At 63.5% G+C, this 18,994-nt stretch carries 19 protein-coding genes and 1 tRNA gene; 16 read left to right on the top strand and 4 right to left on the bottom strand.

The window, feature by feature from the left end; genetic code table 11:
* Positions 1 to 37: 37 nt before the first annotated feature.
* The 4 genes from V6M50_RS20205 to uvrB all read right to left on the bottom strand — a co-directional run bounded on the left by V6M50_RS20205 (position 38) and on the right by uvrB (position 4,553).
* A complete protein-coding gene (locus V6M50_RS20205; RefSeq protein ID WP_332820378.1) occupies positions 38 to 1,558 on the bottom strand; it encodes a S10 family peptidase in 1,521 nt (506 codons plus the stop codon).
* Between the two features lie 96 nt (positions 1,559 to 1,654).
* Positions 1,655 to 1,948 carry an addiction module antidote protein gene (locus V6M50_RS20200; RefSeq protein WP_332820377.1) on the bottom strand — a complete coding sequence of 98 codons (294 nt, stop codon included), beginning with the start codon at positions 1,946 to 1,948 and terminating at the stop codon, positions 1,655 to 1,657.
* On the bottom strand, positions 1,920 to 2,285 hold the full coding sequence (locus V6M50_RS20195; RefSeq protein WP_332820376.1) for a type II toxin-antitoxin system RelE/ParE family toxin: 366 nt from the start codon (positions 2,283 to 2,285) through the stop codon (positions 1,920 to 1,922). Before V6M50_RS20195 ends, V6M50_RS20200 begins: the two co-directional genes overlap by 29 nt.
* A gap of 81 nt (positions 2,286 to 2,366) precedes the next feature.
* Positions 2,367 to 4,553, bottom strand: coding sequence for an excinuclease ABC subunit UvrB (gene uvrB / locus V6M50_RS20190; protein WP_332820375.1), 2,187 nt, complete (start codon positions 4,551 to 4,553; stop codon positions 2,367 to 2,369).
* Between the two features lie 104 nt (positions 4,554 to 4,657).
* On the opposite strand from uvrB, the gene V6M50_RS20185 reads away from it, so the two are divergent.
* The 16 genes from V6M50_RS20185 to V6M50_RS20110 all read left to right on the top strand — a co-directional run bounded on the left by V6M50_RS20185 (position 4,658) and on the right by V6M50_RS20110 (position 18,815).
* Positions 4,658 to 5,170 carry a DUF3617 domain-containing protein gene (locus V6M50_RS20185; RefSeq protein ID WP_332820374.1) on the top strand — a complete coding sequence of 171 codons (513 nt, stop codon included), beginning with the start codon at positions 4,658 to 4,660 and terminating at the stop codon, positions 5,168 to 5,170.
* A gap of 91 nt (positions 5,171 to 5,261) precedes the next feature.
* The gene (locus V6M50_RS20180) at positions 5,262 to 5,660 is read left to right on the top strand and encodes a VOC family protein (RefSeq protein ID WP_332820373.1); all 399 of its coding nucleotides are present in this window, start codon (positions 5,262 to 5,264) and stop codon (positions 5,658 to 5,660) included.
* A gap of 9 nt (positions 5,661 to 5,669) precedes the next feature.
* Entirely contained in the window at positions 5,670 to 6,278 is a 609-nt protein-coding gene (locus tag V6M50_RS20175; RefSeq protein WP_332820372.1) for a hypothetical protein, read from the top strand.
* 413 nt (positions 6,279 to 6,691) lie between these two features.
* Positions 6,692 to 8,452: a tetratricopeptide repeat protein gene (locus V6M50_RS20170; RefSeq protein WP_332820371.1), complete on the top strand. Its 1,761-nt coding sequence runs from the start codon at positions 6,692 to 6,694 to the stop codon at positions 8,450 to 8,452.
* A 31-nt stretch (positions 8,453 to 8,483) separates the two neighbouring features.
* A complete protein-coding gene (locus tag V6M50_RS20165) occupies positions 8,484 to 9,683 on the top strand; it encodes a serine hydrolase domain-containing protein (protein WP_332820370.1) in 1,200 nt (399 codons plus the stop codon).
* 45 nt (positions 9,684 to 9,728) lie between these two features.
* Positions 9,729 to 9,965 (top strand): acyl carrier protein, encoded by a 237-nt coding sequence (locus V6M50_RS20160; RefSeq protein ID WP_003039428.1) that lies wholly within the window; start codon positions 9,729 to 9,731, stop codon positions 9,963 to 9,965.
* A 182-nt stretch (positions 9,966 to 10,147) separates the two neighbouring features.
* Positions 10,148 to 11,407 (top strand): beta-ketoacyl-ACP synthase II, encoded by a 1,260-nt coding sequence (fabF, locus tag V6M50_RS20155; protein ID WP_332820369.1) that lies wholly within the window; start codon positions 10,148 to 10,150, stop codon positions 11,405 to 11,407.
* 222 nt (positions 11,408 to 11,629) lie between these two features.
* Complete coding sequence (gene mltG, locus V6M50_RS20150) at positions 11,630 to 12,574, top strand: endolytic transglycosylase MltG (protein WP_332820368.1); 945 nt, start codon at positions 11,630 to 11,632, stop codon at positions 12,572 to 12,574.
* Positions 12,574 to 13,326 carry an alpha/beta fold hydrolase gene (locus V6M50_RS20145; protein ID WP_332820367.1) on the top strand — a complete coding sequence of 251 codons (753 nt, stop codon included), beginning with the start codon at positions 12,574 to 12,576 and terminating at the stop codon, positions 13,324 to 13,326. The genes mltG and V6M50_RS20145 overlap by 1 nt, the downstream gene beginning before the upstream one ends.
* A gap of 142 nt (positions 13,327 to 13,468) precedes the next feature.
* Complete coding sequence (locus tag V6M50_RS20140) at positions 13,469 to 14,029, top strand: peroxiredoxin (RefSeq protein ID WP_332820366.1); 561 nt, start codon at positions 13,469 to 13,471, stop codon at positions 14,027 to 14,029.
* 73 nt (positions 14,030 to 14,102) lie between these two features.
* Positions 14,103 to 14,588, top strand: coding sequence for a 2'-5' RNA ligase family protein (locus V6M50_RS20135; protein WP_332820397.1), 486 nt, complete (start codon positions 14,103 to 14,105; stop codon positions 14,586 to 14,588).
* 61 nt (positions 14,589 to 14,649) lie between these two features.
* A tRNA-Met gene (locus V6M50_RS20130) sits at positions 14,650 to 14,726 on the top strand.
* Between the two features lie 190 nt (positions 14,727 to 14,916).
* Positions 14,917 to 16,167 (top strand): phage integrase central domain-containing protein, encoded by a 1,251-nt coding sequence (locus V6M50_RS20125; RefSeq protein WP_332820365.1) that lies wholly within the window; start codon positions 14,917 to 14,919, stop codon positions 16,165 to 16,167.
* A 373-nt stretch (positions 16,168 to 16,540) separates the two neighbouring features.
* A complete protein-coding gene (gene nhaA / locus V6M50_RS20120; RefSeq protein ID WP_332820364.1) occupies positions 16,541 to 17,827 on the top strand; it encodes a Na+/H+ antiporter NhaA in 1,287 nt (428 codons plus the stop codon).
* A gap of 81 nt (positions 17,828 to 17,908) precedes the next feature.
* Entirely contained in the window at positions 17,909 to 18,457 is a 549-nt protein-coding gene (locus V6M50_RS20115; RefSeq protein ID WP_332820363.1) for an RNA polymerase sigma factor, read from the top strand.
* Positions 18,450 to 18,815 carry a DUF6768 family protein gene (locus V6M50_RS20110; RefSeq protein ID WP_332820362.1) on the top strand — a complete coding sequence of 122 codons (366 nt, stop codon included), beginning with the start codon at positions 18,450 to 18,452 and terminating at the stop codon, positions 18,813 to 18,815. The genes V6M50_RS20115 and V6M50_RS20110 overlap by 8 nt, the downstream gene beginning before the upstream one ends.
* Positions 18,816 to 18,994: the final 179 nt, after the last annotated feature.

Below are 18,994 nucleotides of genomic sequence, written 5' to 3'. Positions count from 1 at the left end.
GCAGAGATCCCGGCCTTCGCCGGGATGACGAGTATAATCAACGCGCGCGGATGAAGGCGCGGATGTCGGCCGACAATTTGTGGCGATCCTCGTCGCGGATATACATCATGTGACCCGCGCCATAATATTGATACTGGATGCGATCCTGGGGGATGCCCGTGCGCGATAGCGCATATTCGGCGGCGAAAAACGGCGTCGCGAAATCATAATAGCCTTGGCCGACGAACACGCGCAGCCCTGAATTCTCGCGCAGCGCTTGCCCGATATAGGGCGCGACGTTGAGATAGGCGTTGCTGTCGCGCCCGCCGATCCGCCAGTCCCACTGGCCGCCGATCCGGCCGATCGACTGATATTCGCGGTCGGTCTTGAACCCCAGTCCGTCGCGGCTCCAGCTGTTGATCGCCGCGGTATAGCTCGCGTCGATGCCAAAGAAGCTGGGGTCATTGTCGGGGCCTTCGCCGGCATTGTCATAGTCCTTGCCCGTGTAACGGCTGTCGAGCCGGCCGACGGTCAGCCCGCGGTCGCGCAGCAATTCCTTGTAGAAGCGGCTGGGCGCGACGCGCAGGTCGGCGCTCTCGAGATAGGTTTCGGAAAGGCCCGTGAAGCGCGCGAGTTCGCGGCGGATCGCGGCGCGTTCCTCGCCCTGCAATTTTTGGCCCTTGAGCAACGCGCTGGCATAGGGGCCGATCGCCCATTGCCGCGCTTCCTCGACGAACGCCTCGACCGACGGCGCGGTCGCCTTGCCGTGATAGAGCGCGGTCGCTGCCATCGAGGGCAGGTTGGTGACCGGCGACAGCTCGTTGCCCGCGGTGTCCGAACCCGCGGCGAAATCGAGCACGGTCGAGATCAGGATGATGCCGTTCAAAGCGACGTCATTGTACGTCTCGTTCATCAGCTGGTTCGCGACCGCGGCCGAGCGCGTCGTGCCATAGCTTTCGCCGCCGAGATATTTGGGGCTGTTCCAGCGGCCATTGTCGTTGAGCCAGCGGCGGATCACCTCGGCGACCAGCTTCGCGTCCTGCGTCACCCCGTAATAATCCTCGGGCTTCGCCTTGCCGATCAGGTGCGAGAAGCCGGTGCCCGGCGGGTCGATGAAGACGACATCGGTGACGTCGAGCAGCGCGTCGGGATTGTCGACGATCGGATAGGGCGGGGCGCCGTCGTCGACCCCGGTGCCGGGGATCGCGACGCGCTTCGGCCCGAACGCCCCCATCATCAGCCAGACGGTGCCCGACCCCGGGCCGCCGTTGAACAGGAAGGTGATCGGCCGGTTCGGGTCGCGCGGCTCCTTGACGTACGACGTCGTGACCACCGCGACTTCGGCCACGCCGTCCTTGTTCTTGATAATCGTCTCGCCGATCGTCGCGGCATAGCTGATCCGCTGTCCGCCGAAGGTGCCCGACAGCCTCGTCGTGCGAACCTGCGGCTCATAGTCGGCGGGTTTTTCGGCCTTCGCCTTATTGTCGGCAGCGCCGTCGGCGGGCTTGTCCTGCGCGTAGAGCGTGGCAGGCAGGGCGGCGGCAAGCGCCAAAGCGATAAGCGAAAGACCTGATTTCATTGATTGCGACTCCCCGTTTCGGGGCGGACCCTAAGCAGCGCCCTGAGGCGGGGCAAGAGCGCTCGTCGGAAAACGTATACGTTTTGTCGAAGGGGGTCAGGCGGCTTTGGGTTGTACTGACAGCTGCAAGCCGAGCGCGTCGAGAACGGTCGTCAGCGTCTGAAGTGTCGGATTGCCGTTTTCGGAAAGCGCATTGTAGAGTGCTTGCCGCCCAAGCCCGGTTTGCCGTGCAATCTCGGTCATGCCCTTCGAGCGGGCGACGGCGCCGAGTGCTCGGGCGATATGTTTCGCATCATTCCCTTCCATTGCTGCTTCCAGATAATAGCGGATGTCCTCAGCAGTTTCGAGATAGTCCGCAGCGTCAAAGGGGAGTGTCTTCAAAGCCATCATCTGCTTCCTTTGCCAGCATCTTGGCTTGCGCAATATCGCGCGCCTGACTGCCTTTGTCGCCGCCCAACAGCAGCAAAATCAGCCTGTCGCCCTTCCACATATAGTAGATTCGGTATCCGGGGCCAAAGGCAAGCCGCAGTTCAAACACGCCATCGCCAACGGATTTCGCGTCTCCCACATGGCCGAACGCCAAACGATCCAAGCGATCGACGATCCGCGACCTTGCCAAACGATCCCGCAAGGTCCGCAGCCATTTGTCGAATTGCGGCGTTCGCCGGAATTGAACAGCCTGTCCTTTATAAAGGACAGGTGGCGGATTGTCAATTGGCTCGTCCATGGGAACTCCTAATAACAGGGAGTTCGTCATGGTAATCACGGCCCCAAGGGAGAAGAGTCCGTTTCGGTGGCTATTGAAAGCTTACCGCCCCCATTTCGTCTTGCTCGACTTCCCGAACCGCCCCTTGCGTGTCCCCGGCTTGCCCTCGTTGCTGCGCCCCACACGCGGCGCGACCTGCTGGTCGATGGGCAACCCCAGCTCGTCGGCCTCCAGCTTGCGGATCTCGTCGCGCAGGCGCCCGGCTTCCTCGAACTCGAGATCCGCCGCCGCATCGCGCATCTTCTTTTCGAGATCCTGGATATAGGCGCGCAAATTATGTCCGACCATGTGCGCGGGCTTGTCGTCGCCGATGTCGATCGTCACCTGATCTTTCGACGCGACATGCGCGATGATGTCGCCGATGTTGCGTTTGATCGTCGTCGGCGTGATGCCATGTTCTTCGTTATAGGCGTTCTGCTTTTCGCGGCGGCGGTCGGTTTCGCGCATCGCGCGTTCCATGCTGCCGGTGATGCGGTCGGCGTAGAGGATGACGCGGCCGTCGACGTTGCGCGCCGCGCGGCCGATCGTCTGGACCAGCGACGTTTCGCTGCGCAAAAACCCTTCCTTGTCGGCGTCGAGGATCGCGACGAGCCCGCATTCGGGAATGTCGAGCCCTTCGCGCAGCAGGTTGATCCCGACGAGCACGTCGAACACCCCGAGCCGCAAATCGCGAATAATCTCGATGCGCTCGAGCGTCTCGACGTCCGAGTGCATGTAGCGGACCTTGAGTCCCGCCTCGTGGAGGAACTCGGTCAGATCCTCGGCCATGCGCTTGGTCAGCGTGGTGACGAGGGTACGGTATCCCGCCGCGGCGGTCTTTTTCGCCTCGTTGATCAGGTCGTCGACCTGCTCCTCGACCGGTTTGATCTCGACCGGCGGGTCGATGAGGCCGGTGGGGCGGATCACCTGTTCGGCGAAGACGCCCTGCGTGCGTTCCATCTCCCACGTCCCCGGCGTCGCCGACACGCTGACCGTTTGCGGGCGCATCATGTCCCATTCGGCGAAACGCAGCGGCCGGTTGTCGATGCAGCTCGGCAGGCGGAAGCCATATTCGGCGAGGGTGATCTTGCGGCGGTGATCGCCCTTCGACATCGCGCCGATCTGCGGCACCGTCTGGTGGCTTTCGTCGACGAAGAGCAAAGCGTTGTCGGGCAGATATTCGAACAGGGTAGGCGGCGGCTCGCCGGGCAGGCGGCCGGTCAGGAAGCGGCTGTAATTCTCGATCCCCGCGCAGCTGCCCGTCGCGGCGATCATCTCGAGGTCGAAATTGGTGCGCTGCTCGAGCCGCTGCGCTTCGAGCAGGCGGCCTTCGGCCTCGAGCTCCTTCAGCCGCTCGGCCAGCTCGTGCCGGATCGCCTCGCTCGCCTGTTTGAGCGTCGGTCCGGGCGTCACATAGTGGCTGTTCGCAAAGACGCGGACATAGTTGAGGGTCGCGATCTTCTTGCCGGTCAGCGGGTCGAACTCGGTGATCTCCTCGATCTCGTCGCCGAAGAAGCTGACGCGCCACGCCATATCCTCATAGTGCGAGGGGAAGATTTCGAGGCTGTCGCCGCGGACGCGGAAATTGCCGCGCGCGAACGCCTGGTCGTTGCGCTTGTACTGGAGCGCGACGAGCTTGCGGATGATCTCGCGGTTGTCGGCGACCTGACCCTTCTTGAGGTCGAAGATCATCGCCGAATAGGTCTCGACCGAGCCGATGCCATAAAGGCACGACACCGACGCGACGATGATCACGTCGTCGCGTTCGAGCAGCGCGCGCGTCGCCGAGTGGCGCATGCGATCGATCGCTTCGTTTACCGAGCTTTCCTTCTCGATGTAGGTATCCGACCGCGGCACATAGGCCTCGGGCTGGTAATAGTCGTAATAGCTGACGAAATATTCGACCGCGTTATTGGGGAAGAAGCTCTTGAACTCACCATAGAGCTGCGCCGCGAGGATCTTGTTCGGGGCGAGGATCAATGCGGGGCGCTGCAACTCGTCGATCACCTTCGCCATCGTGAAGGTCTTGCCCGATCCGGTGACACCCAGCAGCACCTGGTCGCGCTCGCCGTCGAGCGCGGTCGAGACCAGTTCGCGAATCGCGGTCGGCTGGTCGCCCGCGGGTTCATAATCGCTAACCAGTTCAAATCTCTTGCCGCCTTCGACCTTCTCGGGGCGTGCGGGTCGGTGCGGTACATAGTCACCGCTGGTTTCGATTTCGTCGAGCGAGGTGCGAATCTGGATTGCCATCGCTGCCAATATGGTATCGATTGGAGCCAACGACAATTATAATGGTTCGCAACCAAATAGCGGCATCCGGGTTCCCCCATTTGCCCAACAGGAGGATGAATTTTATGAAGAAATTTATGACGATCGCGGCGCTTGGCGTTGCATTGACGGTCGCAGGCTGCGGCAAGAGCGAAAATGCCAGCGGCCCCGTGAAGCGCGAAGCCGGCAACTGGAAAACCGACGTCAAGCTGGTGAAGTTCGAAGTCCCCGGCATGCCGGCCGAAATGAAGGACGGCATGGCGAAGATGATGGAAGGCGCCAGCGGCATGGACCAGTGCTTCACCAAGGAGCAGGTCGACAAGGAAGATATCGCAGCCGAGCTGGCCAAGGGCCCGGGCAATGGCGGCGAATGCAAATGGTCGAAGAAGAACATCGCCGGTGGCAAGATCGACATCGCCGGCACCTGCACCGCCAACGGCCAGACGGTCGACATGGCGATGAACGGCACGATGGAAGCCAAGAAGACCGACGTGACGGTCACCACCAAGGGCAAGGTGCCGACCGGCGGCGACATGGAAATGGTCATGCAGATGACCAGCACCCACACCGGCCCGTGCAAGGCACCGGCCACGACCTGATCCGTCGTCATTTCTCGAAAATCGATCGGGGCGCCAGTGGAAACTGGCGCCCCTTTCGGTTAAGCTCGCGGATAAAGAGGAGGGGGGCCATATGATCGGCTATGTGACCATGGGAACGGACGACCTGACACGTGCGCGTGACTATTATGCCGCGCTGCTCGCGACGATCGGCGCCAGCGAATTGATGCGCATGTCCGACGCGGACAATGGCTTTACCCTCTATGCCACCAGCTGGGGCCAGCCCGGTATCGCGGTGACGCGCCCTTATGACGGCCAGCCCACGCACCGCGGCAACGGCCATATGGCGGCGATCGTCGTCGACGAGCGCGTGAAGGTCGATGCCCTGCATGCCAAGGCAATCGAACTGGGCAGCGCGTGCGAGGGGCCGCCGGGTGTCCGCGGCGAAGAGGGCGAGCAGGCTTTTTACGGCGCCTATTTCCGCGATCTCGACGGCAACAAGCTCTGCGTTTTTCGCATCGGCCCCGTCTAGGATCCTGACTTGACCGACTGGCTCGATCGCCGCTCCACCCCGCTGCTGCTCGGCTTGTTCGCCGGGCTGCTCGCAGTCGCGGCGGGGCTGCTCGTCGGCGGCGATGACACGGCCCGCGCGGGCCTCGCGGCGCGGTGGACCGCGCGCACCGCGCTTCCGCTCTTCCTCGTCGCCTTTCTGGCCGGGACGCTGGCGCGCCGCTGGCCGGGGGGAACGACCCGCGCCTTGCTGCGCCGGCGCCGGCAATGGGGGCTGGGCTTTGCGCTCGCCCACACGATCCATCTCGCCGCGCTTTCGATCAATGTCCTTGTCTATGCACCGGGGCGCACATGGCAGTCGCTGATCGGCGGCGGCCTCGCTTATGCCATGCTCTACCTGATGGCGCTGACCTCGACCGATGGGTGGCAGCGGCGGCTGGGCAAATGGTGGCCGCGCCTCCATCGTTTCGGCCTCTATTATCTCTGGTTCGTTTTCACCGTGAGCTATGCCGGGCGTGCCTTTGGCGACGATCCGGGCAAGCGGGTCGTCGGCCTGATTTTCGGGACGATCCTGATCGCGGCGCTGGCGCTGCGCCTGTGGCCCAGGCGTCGCCAAGCGGTTGTCGCGATCACCGGATGATGAGGGGAACCGCGGGCCGGGTCGACTTGCCGGGCGGACAACAGGTGGGGCTGTCGGGCCGCCCGGCGAAGTCTTGAAATGAAGCCGGAGGGGGGTTGAAGGGTGCCAGGGACCAGCTCGCACCTTTCGCCTATCGGCCTCAACACCGCGCCATTGTAGGAATGCCGCGACGTTCAAAGAATGCCAGAGTTTTGGAAGCATGGCAGTTACAAGGGGTCACATGCCGATATGTCGCCGTTTGATAACCATTCCTTAACCTGTTTTCGCGCTTTTCCTTGACGATTGGCTGGGGGTTACTCTTCTGATATGGCGTCCGGTCTGCCTGTTACCGTTACGTAGAAGTAACAATGGCTGGTCGCGCAGGCTGATTGGCGTATCTACCACACCGCCCGACAGGGGTATTCGAGGGTAGCATGGACGACGCGAAAGCGAACGAGACACAGGATCCCGGCGAAACCGACCGGATCATCGCGGACGAGCTCGAGCACCTGCTCGACTCCCCGATGTTCGTCCGGTCGCCGGTGCTGTCGCGCTTGCTGCAATTCCTCGTCGAGCACCGCCTGCGCGGGGGACGCAGCTCGCCCAAGGCCTATGCGATCGCGACCGAGGCGCTCGGCCGCAACGAAGATTTCGATCCTGCGGTCGACAGCTATCCGCGCGTCATGGTCGGGCGGTTGCGCACCCTGCTCGATCGCTATTACGCCGATACGCCCTGGGTTCATCGCCTGCGTGTGCCGCAGGGCAGTTACGAGGTCGTTGTCCAGCACCGTTCCGCGCCGCCAGCGCGATCGGCGGACGAGCAGACGGGCGGTAGTGACGTCAAGGTGGCAACCGCGCCGGCTGGCCCCGGCAGACCATCGGCACCCGGTCGCGCGCGGCGCCCGCACCATGATGGCCCGCGTTATGGTCGCTGGATTGTCGCGCTTGCGCTCCTCGGTCTCGCGCTGTTCGCGCTGTGGACGCTGCGCGGCGGACCCGACCGGCTGTTCGTCAGCGCCCCGGTGCCGGCGCCGTTGCTGGAGGTCAGCGCCCCGTCGGCTGGAAATTCGCCTGAATCGCGCGCGCTGGCCCGCGCGCTTGATGGCAAGCTGCGCGACGGGCTGCGGCGCTTCGACCTCGTCGACCTGCTCAGTTCCAAGGCACCGGGCAGCGCGGCGCCGCGAAACAGCGACTATCGGCTCGACGCTTCGCTGGTCCGGACGGTCGAAGGCCCCGTCGACGTGACGCTCGTCCTCAACCGCGTCGCCGACCAGCGCGCCATCTGGTCGCAGCAGCTTCGCCTGACCCAGCAGGAAACCCCCGAGTTCACGGCGCTCGAACCCGTTATCGCGCAGATCGCCGGTGATTACGGGGTGATCGTGCGCGACCAGGTTCAACGCCAGCCCGACAATTATTCGCCCGGCTTTCCGTGCCTCGCGCAGTTCAACCGGATGCGCCAGATGCGCAACATCGTGAGCGCCAAACAGATCGATACCTGCCTCCGCGCCACGCTGGAGGATAATCCGCGCGATCCTGTCACACTCACCGCGCTGTCGTTGGTGCGTTATGGCGATTGGCAACCGCAGCGGATGACCGCGGCGGGCCGCGAGGCGATGGCCGAGGCGCGCGCGCTTGCCCAGCGATCCTATGAAAGCAGCCCCAATTCGTCGGCGGGCCTGTTCGCGATGGCGCGCGCCAATTTCTATGCCGGAAACTGTGCGGCGGGCCATGCGATGGGTGACGCCGCGATCGCGCTCAACCCTTATGATCCCGACATGTCGGGTTTCCTTGGCCTGTTCAAGGTGGCCTGCGGGAAGCTGCCCGAAGGCGAGGCGCTGCTCCGGCGGTCGCTCGAGCTCGACGCCTCCTACCCCGGCGTGCCCGCGGTTACGCTGGCCTTCATCCTGTCGCAGCGCGGCGATCAGGACGAGGCGCGGTCGATCCTCGATAATATGCCGTCGCCGAGCAATATGGAGCCGCAATATATGGTGGTACGCGCGATCGTGATGGCGCGGCAGGGCGATGTGGCGGAAGCGCAGGCGCAATGGCGACGCCTGCTCGACTATACGCGCCAGCCGGCCAATGCGACGCCCGAAACCGTGCTCAGCCGGTTCATGATCACCCCGGTGGTGATCCAGCGCGCGTCGGCGGCGCTCCGCGATTCGGGGGTCGTCCCCGCCAAAACGGCGCCTTGACGACACGCCCGGCGCTGCGCAGGGTAGCGCGATGCTGTCCGGTCTTGCCCTGCTGACGCTCGCGGCTTCGCCGCCGCCCGCCGCGGTCGCGGTGCATTTCGATCGCGAGGGCCGGATCGAGGCGCGCGTCGTCGACGGCCTCGCCAACCGCGCGAGCGGCCGCGTGGTCACTCCCGACGATCCGGTGCGCATCGCCTCGATCTCGAAGCTTGTCGTCGCGCTGGGCGTGCTGCGGCTGGTCGAGGTGGGCCGGCTCGATCTCGACCGCGATGTTTCGGACTATCTTGGCTGGCGGCTGCGTCATCCGGGCTATCCCGACCGCCCGCTGACGCTGGCGCAGCTGCTCGGGCACCGCTCGGGGCTCGCCGACACGATCGACTATGCGCTGCCGCTCGATGCCGACCTCGAATCCGTGCTCGGCGATCCGGCGGCGTGGGATGCGAAGCGCGCGCCGGGGGGCGATTTCGCTTATGCCAATCTCAATTATCCGGTGGTCGCTGCGGCGATCGAGGGCGCGACCGGCGAGCGTTTCGACCAGGCGATGGCGCGGCTTGTCCTTATCCCGCTCGGCATCGACGCCTGCTTCAACTGGCCGACGTGCAGCGATGCCGCGGTCGCCCGCGCGGTCACGCTCTACGGCGCCGACGGGACGGTCCTGCGCGACGATTTGCAGGGCGTGCGACCCGCATGCCCCGTCGTCCCGGCGGACGACGGCAGCTGCGACCTCGGCGCCTATCGCCTTGCCCGCCACGGTGCCGGGTTCAGCCCGCAAGGAGGCCTTCGCATTTCGGCGAACGATCTCGCGCGTATCGGCGTCATGCTGCTGCGCCGCGGCGGCGATTTCCTGAAACCCGAAAGCCTCGCCCGGCTCGCGGCGATGGCGCCGGTCCATCCGGTGAGCGGCGAGGGGATGGGCGGCTTTTTCTGCGAATATGGCGTGGCGATGCACAGCACGGGCGGTCCGGCGCTGAAGGATCCGGCGTGCCGCGACGACCTGTTCGGCGACGGGCGGCTGCGCCTTGGCCATTCGGGCGACGCCTATGGATTGCGTTCGGGGCTGTGGTTCGACCTTGAAGGCGGCGATGGCATTGCCTATTTCGTGACGCAGGTGCCGGAGGGGCAGAAAGGGACGCGTTCGGCATATAGTGCGGCAGAGGAGGAACTGGTCGATGCGGCGCTTCGCCAACCGACCGACGCCAGCCCTCTTGCCAGCCCCGCCCACGGACACTAGGGCAATTTTCAACATTCACGACATAGTCAGAAAAAGGAACTGTGCATGAGCGATTCGGCCGAAAAGGTAAAAAAGATCGTTGTCGAACATCTGGGCGTCGAAGCCGACAAGGTTACCGAGGAAGCAAGCTTCATCGATGATCTGGGCGCCGACAGCCTCGACATCGTCGAACTGGTGATGGCGTTCGAAGAAGAATTCGGCGTCGAAATCCCCGACGATGCGGCGGAAAAGATCGCCACCGTCAAGGATGCGATCGACTATATCGAAGCGAACAAGGGCTAAGCCCTGCGGTCCGGCCTGGCCGGACGCGGCGGCCACGCCGTCCACGCGTTTCCGGCTTCCCGGTCCCGAGCGTTCGCGCGCAGTGGCCGGGAAGCTTTTTTTATGGGCCAGCGTTCAGTAGATGCGCGCCGATTGATGTGATGCGGGTCCTTGGGGGACAGGGGCCGACGAAAGGAATGACTATGCGCCGGGTTGTGGTGACGGGATTGGGTTTGGTGACGCCGCTGGGCGCCGACGTGGAAACCACATGGGCCAATCTGCTCGCCAGCAAATCGGGCGCGGGCACGATCACCCATTTCGACGCGTCGGACCAGAAATGCACGATCGCGTGCGAGGTCAAGGGCCCCGATCATGAATATGGTTTCGATCCCGGCAAGCGCGTCGATCACAAGGTGCAGCGCCAGGTCGATCCTTTCATCATCTATGGCATCGACGCCGCCGGCCAGGCGATCGAAGACGCGGGCCTCGAGGATATGTCCGACGAGATGAAGCTGCGCGCCGGCTGCTCGATCGGCTCGGGCATCGGCGGTCTGCCGGGGATCGAGAGCGAAAGCCTGCTGCTCGCCGAAAAGGGCCCGGGCCGCGTTTCGCCGCATTTCGTCCACGGCCGCCTGATCAACCTGATCTCGGGCCAGGTCAGCATCAAATACGGCCTGCAAGGCCCCAATCACGCCGTCGTCACTGCCTGCTCGACCGGCGCGCATTCGATCGGCGACGCGGCGCGGATGATCCGTGACGACGACGCCGACATCATGCTCGCGGGCGGCGCCGAGGCGACGATCTGCCCGATCGGCATCGCGGGCTTCGCGCAGGCGCGCGCGCTCAACATGAGCTACAACGACCGCCCCGAACAGGCGAGCCGCCCCTATGACAAGGACCGCGACGGTTTCGTCATGGGCGAAGGCGCTGGTGTCGTCGTGCTCGAGGAATATGAGCATGCCAAGGCGCGCGGCGCCAAGATTTACGCCGAGGTCGTCGGTTACGGCCTGTCGGGCGACGCCTATCATGTGACCGCGCCGCATCCCGATGGTTCTGGCGCGTTCCGTTCGATGGAAATGGCGCTGAAAAAGGCGGGCATGACCCCCGCCGACATCGACTATATCAACGCGCACGGCACCTCGACGATGGCCGACACGATCGAGCTCGGCGCGGTGAAGCGCCTGTTCGGCAACGAGATCGCCAATGTGTCGATGAGCTCGACCAAATCGGCGATCGGCCATCTGCTCGGCGGCGCCGGCGCGGTCGAGACGATCTTCTGCATCCTCGCGATCCGCGACCAGATCGTCCCGCCGACGCTCAACCTCGACAATCCCGACGAAGGCACCGAAGGCGTCGACCTGGTCCCGCACAAGGCGAAGCAGCGCAAGGTGAAGGCCGCGCTCAACAACAGCTTCGGCTTCGGCGGCACCAACGCCAGCGTGATCGTCAAGGCGGTCGATTAAACACGTCGTCATTGCGAGCGAAGCGAAGCAATCCAGAGCGGTTTACGCACACTCTGGATTGCTTCGCTTCGCTCGCAATGACGAACTGTAAAACCTCTTTCCTACATTGCGCAGCCATGCTCTATCACCCCGTCGCCGCGCTCCGGCTTAAGGTGACAAAGGTGACACTCCGAACCCCGATTGCGGTAACCTCTGTCACCTTAAGGCGCTGATTGGGAGAAGATGGTGCATCCGTTCCGCTGGCTGACGATCACGATCTTGGCCCTCCTGCTCGCCGCCTGCTCGGGCGGTGCGCCCGAGGATACCGTCGTGGTCATCCCGCAAGGCGCCAGCATCGCCAAGGCCGGCGAGATTCTCGAAAAGGCCGGTGCGGTCTCTGCCTCCAGCTTCCGCAACGAAGCGCGCTTCTTCGGCTCCGACGATCCGATCAAGCCCGGCGAATATGAGGTGAAGGCCGGGATGGACGCCGGCGACATCCTCGAACTGCTCCAGTCGGGAAAAACCGTCCAGCGCTTCGTCATGGTGCCGGAGGGCATGCCATCGATCATGGTGTGGGACCGGTTGATGGCCGAAAAGCGCCTGACCGGTAAGGTGCCGGTTCCCGCGGAGGGCAGCGTGCTTCCCGACACCTATGCCTTCACGACGGGCGAAAGCCGCGCCGAGGTGCTGAAGCGGATGCAGGCGGCGATGGACAAGGCGTTCAACGAACTCTGGGCCAAGCGCAGTCCGCGCACGGGGGTCAAGGACCGCAACGAGGCGATGACCCTCGCCTCGATCGTCGAAAAGGAAACCGGGGTTGCGGCCGAGCGCCGCACCGTCGCGGGCGTCTACACCAACCGCCTCGCGGTCGGCATGAAGCTTCAGGCCGACCCGACGATCATCTATCCGATCACCAAGGGCAAGCCGCTGGGGCGGCGGATATTGCGGTCCGAAATCCAGGCGGTGAATGGCTATAATACCTACAGCATGATCGGCCTGCCGCAGGGGCCGATCGCCAACCCCGGCAAGGCGTCGATCGCCGCGGTGCTCGACCCCGAAGCCAACGACTACCTCTTCTTCGTCGCCAAGGGCGACGGTGGCCACATCTTCGCCCGCACGCTGTCCGAGCATAATGCGAACGTCCAGAAATGGTATCAACTGCGGCGCGATAGGGGAGAGATGGAGTAATGGCGACCGCGAAACTCTTCATCCATGGCGTCCCCGACAGCCCTGCGATCTGGCGCCCGCTGCTCGTCGCGCTCGACCTTGGCGACACGCCGGTCGCGGTGCCCGCACTCCCCGGCTTCACCGCGCCTTTGCCGGCGGGCTTTGCCGCGACGAAGGAGGCTTATGCCGATTGGGCGGTCGGGCAGGCGGAAACCATGTTTGCGGCGCACGGCTCGATCGATATTATCGGCCACGATTGGGGCGCGCTGATCGCGCAGCGCGTCGCGATGCTGCGCCCCGACCTCATCCGCAGCTGGGCGATCTCGAACGCGGTGATCGAGCCCGACTATCGCGGTCACCGCCTCGCGCGCATCTGGAACACACCTATCCTCGGCGAACTCTTCATGGCGCTCAGCAAGCCCGCCAAGCTTGCCGAGGGGCTCGCGGCGCAAGGCATGCCCGCCGACATCGCCCGCGAGGAAGCCGCGCAATGGGCGAACAAGGACAAGCGCCGCGCGATCCTCAAGCTCTACCGTTCGGCGAAGGGATTGAGCTTCGAGCATGACTGGGCCCGCGACATCCCCGAACTGCCCGCCAACGGCACGCTGATCTGGGGCGCGGGCGATCCTTATGTCGAGCTTTCCGTGGCGCAGCGCTTCGCCGCGAACACGGGCACGCCGCTGACGGTGATCGAAGGGGCAGGGCATTGGGCGATTGCGGAGCGGCCCACCGAGGTTGCCGCCGCGCTGCGCCGATTCTGGGCCAGCCTATAACCTTCTTCGCGTCGCCGGCATTCCAAATATTGCAATCGGAGTTAATCGATAAATCCGATCAAGCTCTGCCAATTTATCGATTGGACCGCAGCCGCCTTTCATGCGCTTAGGCGCGCGAAACAAACAAAAGAAAGGCTCTCCCATGATCAACCAACCCGTTCCCGCCGTGACGCTCAAGACCCGCGTGCGCGACGAAGCCGTCGATGGCCCGAACCCCTTCCGTTGGCAGGATGTCGACACCGGCGAGCTGTTTGGCGAAGGCCGTCACATCCTGTTCGGCCTGCCCGGTGCCTATACCCCGACCTGCTCGAATGAGCAGTGCCCCGGTTTCGAGCGCCTGCACGCCGATTTCGCCGCCGAAGGCGTCGCCGACATCCACTGCGTCAGCGTCAACGATGCTTTCGTGATGTACAATTGGGGCAAGAGCCTCGGCGTCGAGAAGGTGAAGATGGTTCCCGACGGTTCGGCTGCCTTCACACGCCGCATGGGCATGCTGATCAACAAGGATCACCTTGGCTTCGGCATGCGCAGCTGGCGCTACACCGCGATCGTCGATGATGGCGTCGTCGTCCAGATGTTCGTCGAACCGGGCATCAACGATATTGGCACCGACAGCGATCCCTATGTCGAATCGACCCCCGAAAAGGCGCTCGAATGGGTGAAGGCGAACCCGTACCAGGGCAAGCTGTCGCAGGCGGCCTGATCCGATAAGCGGCCCGGGCATCCCCCCTCCCGTCCGGGCCGCTGGCGCCGTACCCATTATCGTGACCGCGACGATGGGTGCGGCGGACCAGCTTGCTTTCAACAATTTGCGCGCGGCGCATTATCCGCCCGAGCGCAATCACCTGCCGGCGCATATCACGCTGTTCCACCAGCTGCCGCCATCGTGCCATGACGAGTTCGACCGGCTGCTGCGCCGCATCGCCGCCGATACGCCGCCCCCGGCCGCTAGGCTGCGCGAAATCTACTCGCTCGGCGGCGGGGTCGCCTTTCGCATCGACAGCCTCGACCTCCTCGCTATCCGCGAGCGCATCGCCGACCATTTCACCGGGATGCTGACCGCGCAGGACCAGGGCACGCCGCGGCTTCACATCACCATCCAGAACAAGGTCGCACCGAAAGAAGCGAGGGCGCTGATCGCCGAGCTTGCCGAAGATTTCCAGTCGCGCCCGCTGTCGATCACCGGCCTGGCCGCGCATCATTATCTCGGCGGACCATGGCAACCGGCGTTCGCGCGTAATTTTCGCGGCGTGCGCGCATGATATTGACCGGCGGCAAAGGCCTGCCTATAGGCGCTGCTCGCCCGTCGCGGCGACCCTTCGGGGCGGAGTAGCTCAGCTGGTTAGAGCAGCGGAATCATAATCCGCGTGTCGGGGGTTCGAGTCCCTCCTCCGCTACCAATCCTCATTTTCCACCGACGACCCATTTTGGCCACCGGTGAATTTTTTTCGAGCAAAATCAAATATTTTTGGCGTCCCGCTGAGCGCTTCAGCGTCCGGTTGCGTCCCGCTGCGACCGCCGACGTCGATTTGAATTGGGGGTGGATTGGGGGTAATTTTTGCCCGTCTCGAAAAAAGGCGATACCCCCAGATGCCGCTCAAGGAACTTGAAGTAAAATATGCCAGCAAGCGGCAACGCCCTTACAAGCTGTCGGATGGCGGTGGTTTGCACCTGCTCGTACAGCCGAGTGGCTCGAAATTGTGGCGCCTGAAATACCGCTTCGACGGCAAGGAAAAGCTGTTGAGCTTCGGCAAGTATCCCGTCGTCACTCTCGCAATCGCTCGCGAGAAGCGGAACGAGGCCAAGCTGCTGCTAGATCAAGGCAAAGATCCCGCAGAAGCCAAAAAGCGGAAGAAGCGGGAGAAGAGGGCGCTCAAGCAGTTCGAAGAAATTGCGCGGGCCTGGCATGCGAATCGCGTTGAAGGGCTCGATCCCGCCCATGCCCAGCGGATCATCAGTCGGATGGAGCGCGACGTCTTTCCGGCCATCGGTGCCCGTCCCATTGTGGAAATCGAGCCACCTGAGATTCTGGAGATGATTCGTCTCGTCGAGGCTCGCGGTGCCCTCGATATCAGCAGGAGACTCAAGCAAGGCGTCAGCCAGGTCTTCCGCTTCGCGATCGCCAGTGGATGGGCCAAGACGGATCCGACCCTCAGCTTGAACGATGCCCTCAAGCCCAAGCCGCCCGTCAAACACATGGCTCGCGTTCCGCTCACGGAATTCCCCGCACTGGTCCGCGCTATCCTTGCCTATGACGGCGAGGATACGCCGCGCCGCCGAGAGATTACGCGCGACGCGCTGATGTTCACCCTGTTGACCTGGGCGCGGACCGGCGAAACGCGGTTTGCCGTATGGAGCGAGTTCGAGAATCTGGAAGGGCCGGAACCGCTGTGGAGATTGTCGCCCGAACGCATGAAGATGGAGCGGGAACATCTTGTGGCCCTGCCGCGTCAGGCGGCCGATCTCTTGCTCCGTCGTCGCCGAGAAACCAATGGCGACTATGTGTTTCCCGGAACAAAGCACGGGAAGCCCATCTCCGAGAACACCATGATCTACGCCTGTTACCGCATGGGTTACCGAGGCCGGCAGACTGTGCATGGCTTTCGGGGGCTTGCTTCCGCACTGGGCGCATCGACCGGCTATATTGGCGTATTGGGATCGGCGACGCGCAAACCCGCGCGCATCGACAAATTGCGCGCTCAAGGCGTTTCCGACGGCCAAATCGCCCGCCTTCACTCGCCCATCGGGCAGGCGCGATGCGGCAAGTCGCCCTGGGAGGTTGCCGTCTCGATCATGGCGGAAATTATGCAGTGCCGTACCCTCACGGATGCGATGGCATAGCTGAAACCCGTCAAATCTGCGCGACTGATCTTCATATATTGATTGTGCCGTTCCTGAATCGGCGTGGCCCCAGTTCGCCCACTTTCGGATGTCGGGTTGCTCGGAACTCTGGTCAAAATCCGACAGTCTCAATACGGTGAGCATGGATTTGATGGAGCGACGGGACGTTCGGTGAGCGCCTATCTTCCATATTGATGTCTGCTTTCTTATGATTCGACTTGGAAGCCGGCAGACTGCTTTCGGCCAAAATGCCCAACTGCGGTTGATGAAACTCGCCTGTCCGCTATAAATTGGCACGGCGTGTGCTGCGTGCGCCCGGGCGCCGCCCGAATACGGAGACTGGTTCGACCTTTTTCCGCAGGAGCGCGTCATCATGACCGCATCGATATCCGTGCCTTCGCCCCGTCTTGCTTCCGTTCTCCGCAAGTTCCTCGAAAGCTCCGCGGCGGGCGGTATCGTCCTTATGGTGGCAGCAGCCCTCGCCATGCTGGTCGCGAACTCGCCGCTCGCATCGCTCTATTTCGAGGTGCTTCACGGCTATGTCGGAGGCCTGTCCGTCCTGCACTGGATCAATGATGGCCTGATGGCGATCTTCTTCCTGTTCGTTGGGCTTGAGATCAAGCGCGAGCTCGTCGACGGTCGTCTCGCCACATGGGATCAGCGCCGCCTGCCGGTGCTTGCCGCGGCAGCGGGCATGATCGCCCCTGCCGGCATATATCTGCTCTTCGCGGGAAGCGATGCCGCGCTCGTCAATGGCTGGGCGATCCCAGCGGCGACCGATATCGCCTTCGCCATCGGCGTCCTCGCCCTGCTCGGCAAGCGTGCGCCAACCTCGCTCAAGCTGTTCCTCGTCACCGTCGCGATCGTCGACGACATGGGCGCAGTGGCCATTATCGCGCTCTTCTACACGTCGGGAATCAATCTCGCGGCGCTGGCGGCGGCCGCGGGGATCTTCGCCGTGCTGTTCGTGCTCAACCGCTCCGGCGTGCGGTCTCTCGCTGTCTATCTCCTGGGATTCGCCCTGCTGTGGGTCGCCGTGCTGCTGTCGGGGATCCACGCGACCATCGCTGGCGTCCTCGCCGCATTCACCATTCCGATCATTTGGACGCCGGGCCGTCCCGATGCACCCGAGTCCCCGCTCCACCGTCTCGAACATGCGCTCGATTTCCCCGTCGCCTTCCTGATCGTGCCGATCTTCGGCTTTGCCAATGCGGGCGTCGCGCTGACCGGGATCACCCTCGACGACATGCTCTCGCCGATGCCGCTCGGCATTGCGGCCGGCCTGTTCTTCGGCAAGCAGCTCGGTATCTTTGCCGCGATCTGGCTCGCGGTCAGAACCGGCTTCGCCGCCAAGCCGCGCGGGGCCACCTGGCTGCAGATTTATGCCGTGGCGGTGATTTGCGGCATCGGCTTTACGATGAGCCTTTTCATCGGGAGTCTCGCTTTCGCCGATCCGGTGCTGATCGAGGAGGCGAAGCTTGGAACGCTCGCCGGATCCATTCTCGCCGCGCTGACAGGTTTCCTGTTGTTCCGCTTCGCTCCGGTTGCCACCAAATATAAACGAGAAGAAACTGAGCAGACGCGCGAGATCGATGCCGATGGCGACATGGCGGGACCTTGCGCCAAGGTCGGCTTGATGGCCGCCTCCGACAGCGATTGAAGATTTCTGATCGGCGATTGAACCAAAGGCGCGGGCCGAGGCACCTTGCCAGAGATGACCGAGCAAACAATCCCTGAGACAATGCGCCAACGCGCGAGGGACGCCTATCTTGTCGTCGCGGCCCAAACTGGTGACCGTGCAGCCTTCGCATTGCTCGTGCCGCGTTGGCATGGACGGCTTCTCGCACACGCATTGCGCCTCACCCGCCGCCGCGATGTCGCCGAGGATGCTGTACAGGCGGCATGGGTCGAGATCGTTCGGGGGCTCCCCATGTTACGCGACGAACGCGCCTTTCCGGCATGGGCTTTCCGGATCGTCACGCGCCGGTTGATGAAGTCATTTGGACGCGGTGCGCTCGAAATCGGGATCGATGCCGCCGAAGCCGAGGCTGAAGTTGGTGACGCGGCCGTGGCAGGGGAGAGCGTGATCCTTGATCGCACCGACCTCGGCAGGGCGATGGCGGCGCTGTCGCCGGTCCAGCGCGCCGCGGTCGCGCTCCACTATTTCGAGGGGCTGAGCGTCGCCGAAGTCGCCGTCGCGCTCGAAGTGCCCGCAGGAACAGTCAAGACGCGGTTGATGCACGCCCGCGCGCATCTTCGCACTTATCTCAAAGGAGTAGATCATGCTTGATACCGACAAGGACATCGACGCCGCGATTATCGCCGAGGAGAAAGCCTTGCTGCGCAGCCTCGCGGACGAACCGGGCTATTTTCGTCAGCTCTCCGCGCTCTTCGACAGCCGCGGGAGCTGGATGAATCTCGTCATGATGGCCGCCCAGCTTCTCCTGTTCGCCGCCGGGGCATATGCAGCATGGCAATTTTTCGAGGCGGGCGATGCCTTTTCCGCGCTCCGCTGGGGATTGCCGTCCGCCGTGCTGCTCATCATGTCGCTCATGATCAAGCTGGCGCTTTGGCCGGTATTGCAGACGAACCGTATCCTTCGCGCACTCGCGAGGCTCGAGCTTCATCCTCGGGACAGCGGCCTCTGAGCCGTTCCGATACGGCGTCGGGCAACCGATCCGTTACGATACTCTGGTCGTGGTGAGAGTTTAGGGTCAGGACCCATTGATTTGCGGAGATGGCTGTGATTCAGGCGACCACGAAGGAGCCTGAATTTGAGCGATTTATTCTGGCTGACGGACGAGCAGATGGCGCGTCTTCAGCCCTA

Source organism: Sphingopyxis sp. (genome assembly GCF_036675685.1).
In the GTDB taxonomy this organism is placed as follows: domain Bacteria; phylum Pseudomonadota; class Alphaproteobacteria; order Sphingomonadales; family Sphingomonadaceae; genus Sphingopyxis.
The sequence above is the reverse complement of the archived record's forward strand: the minus strand, read 5'-3'. Positions and strand labels throughout refer to the sequence as shown.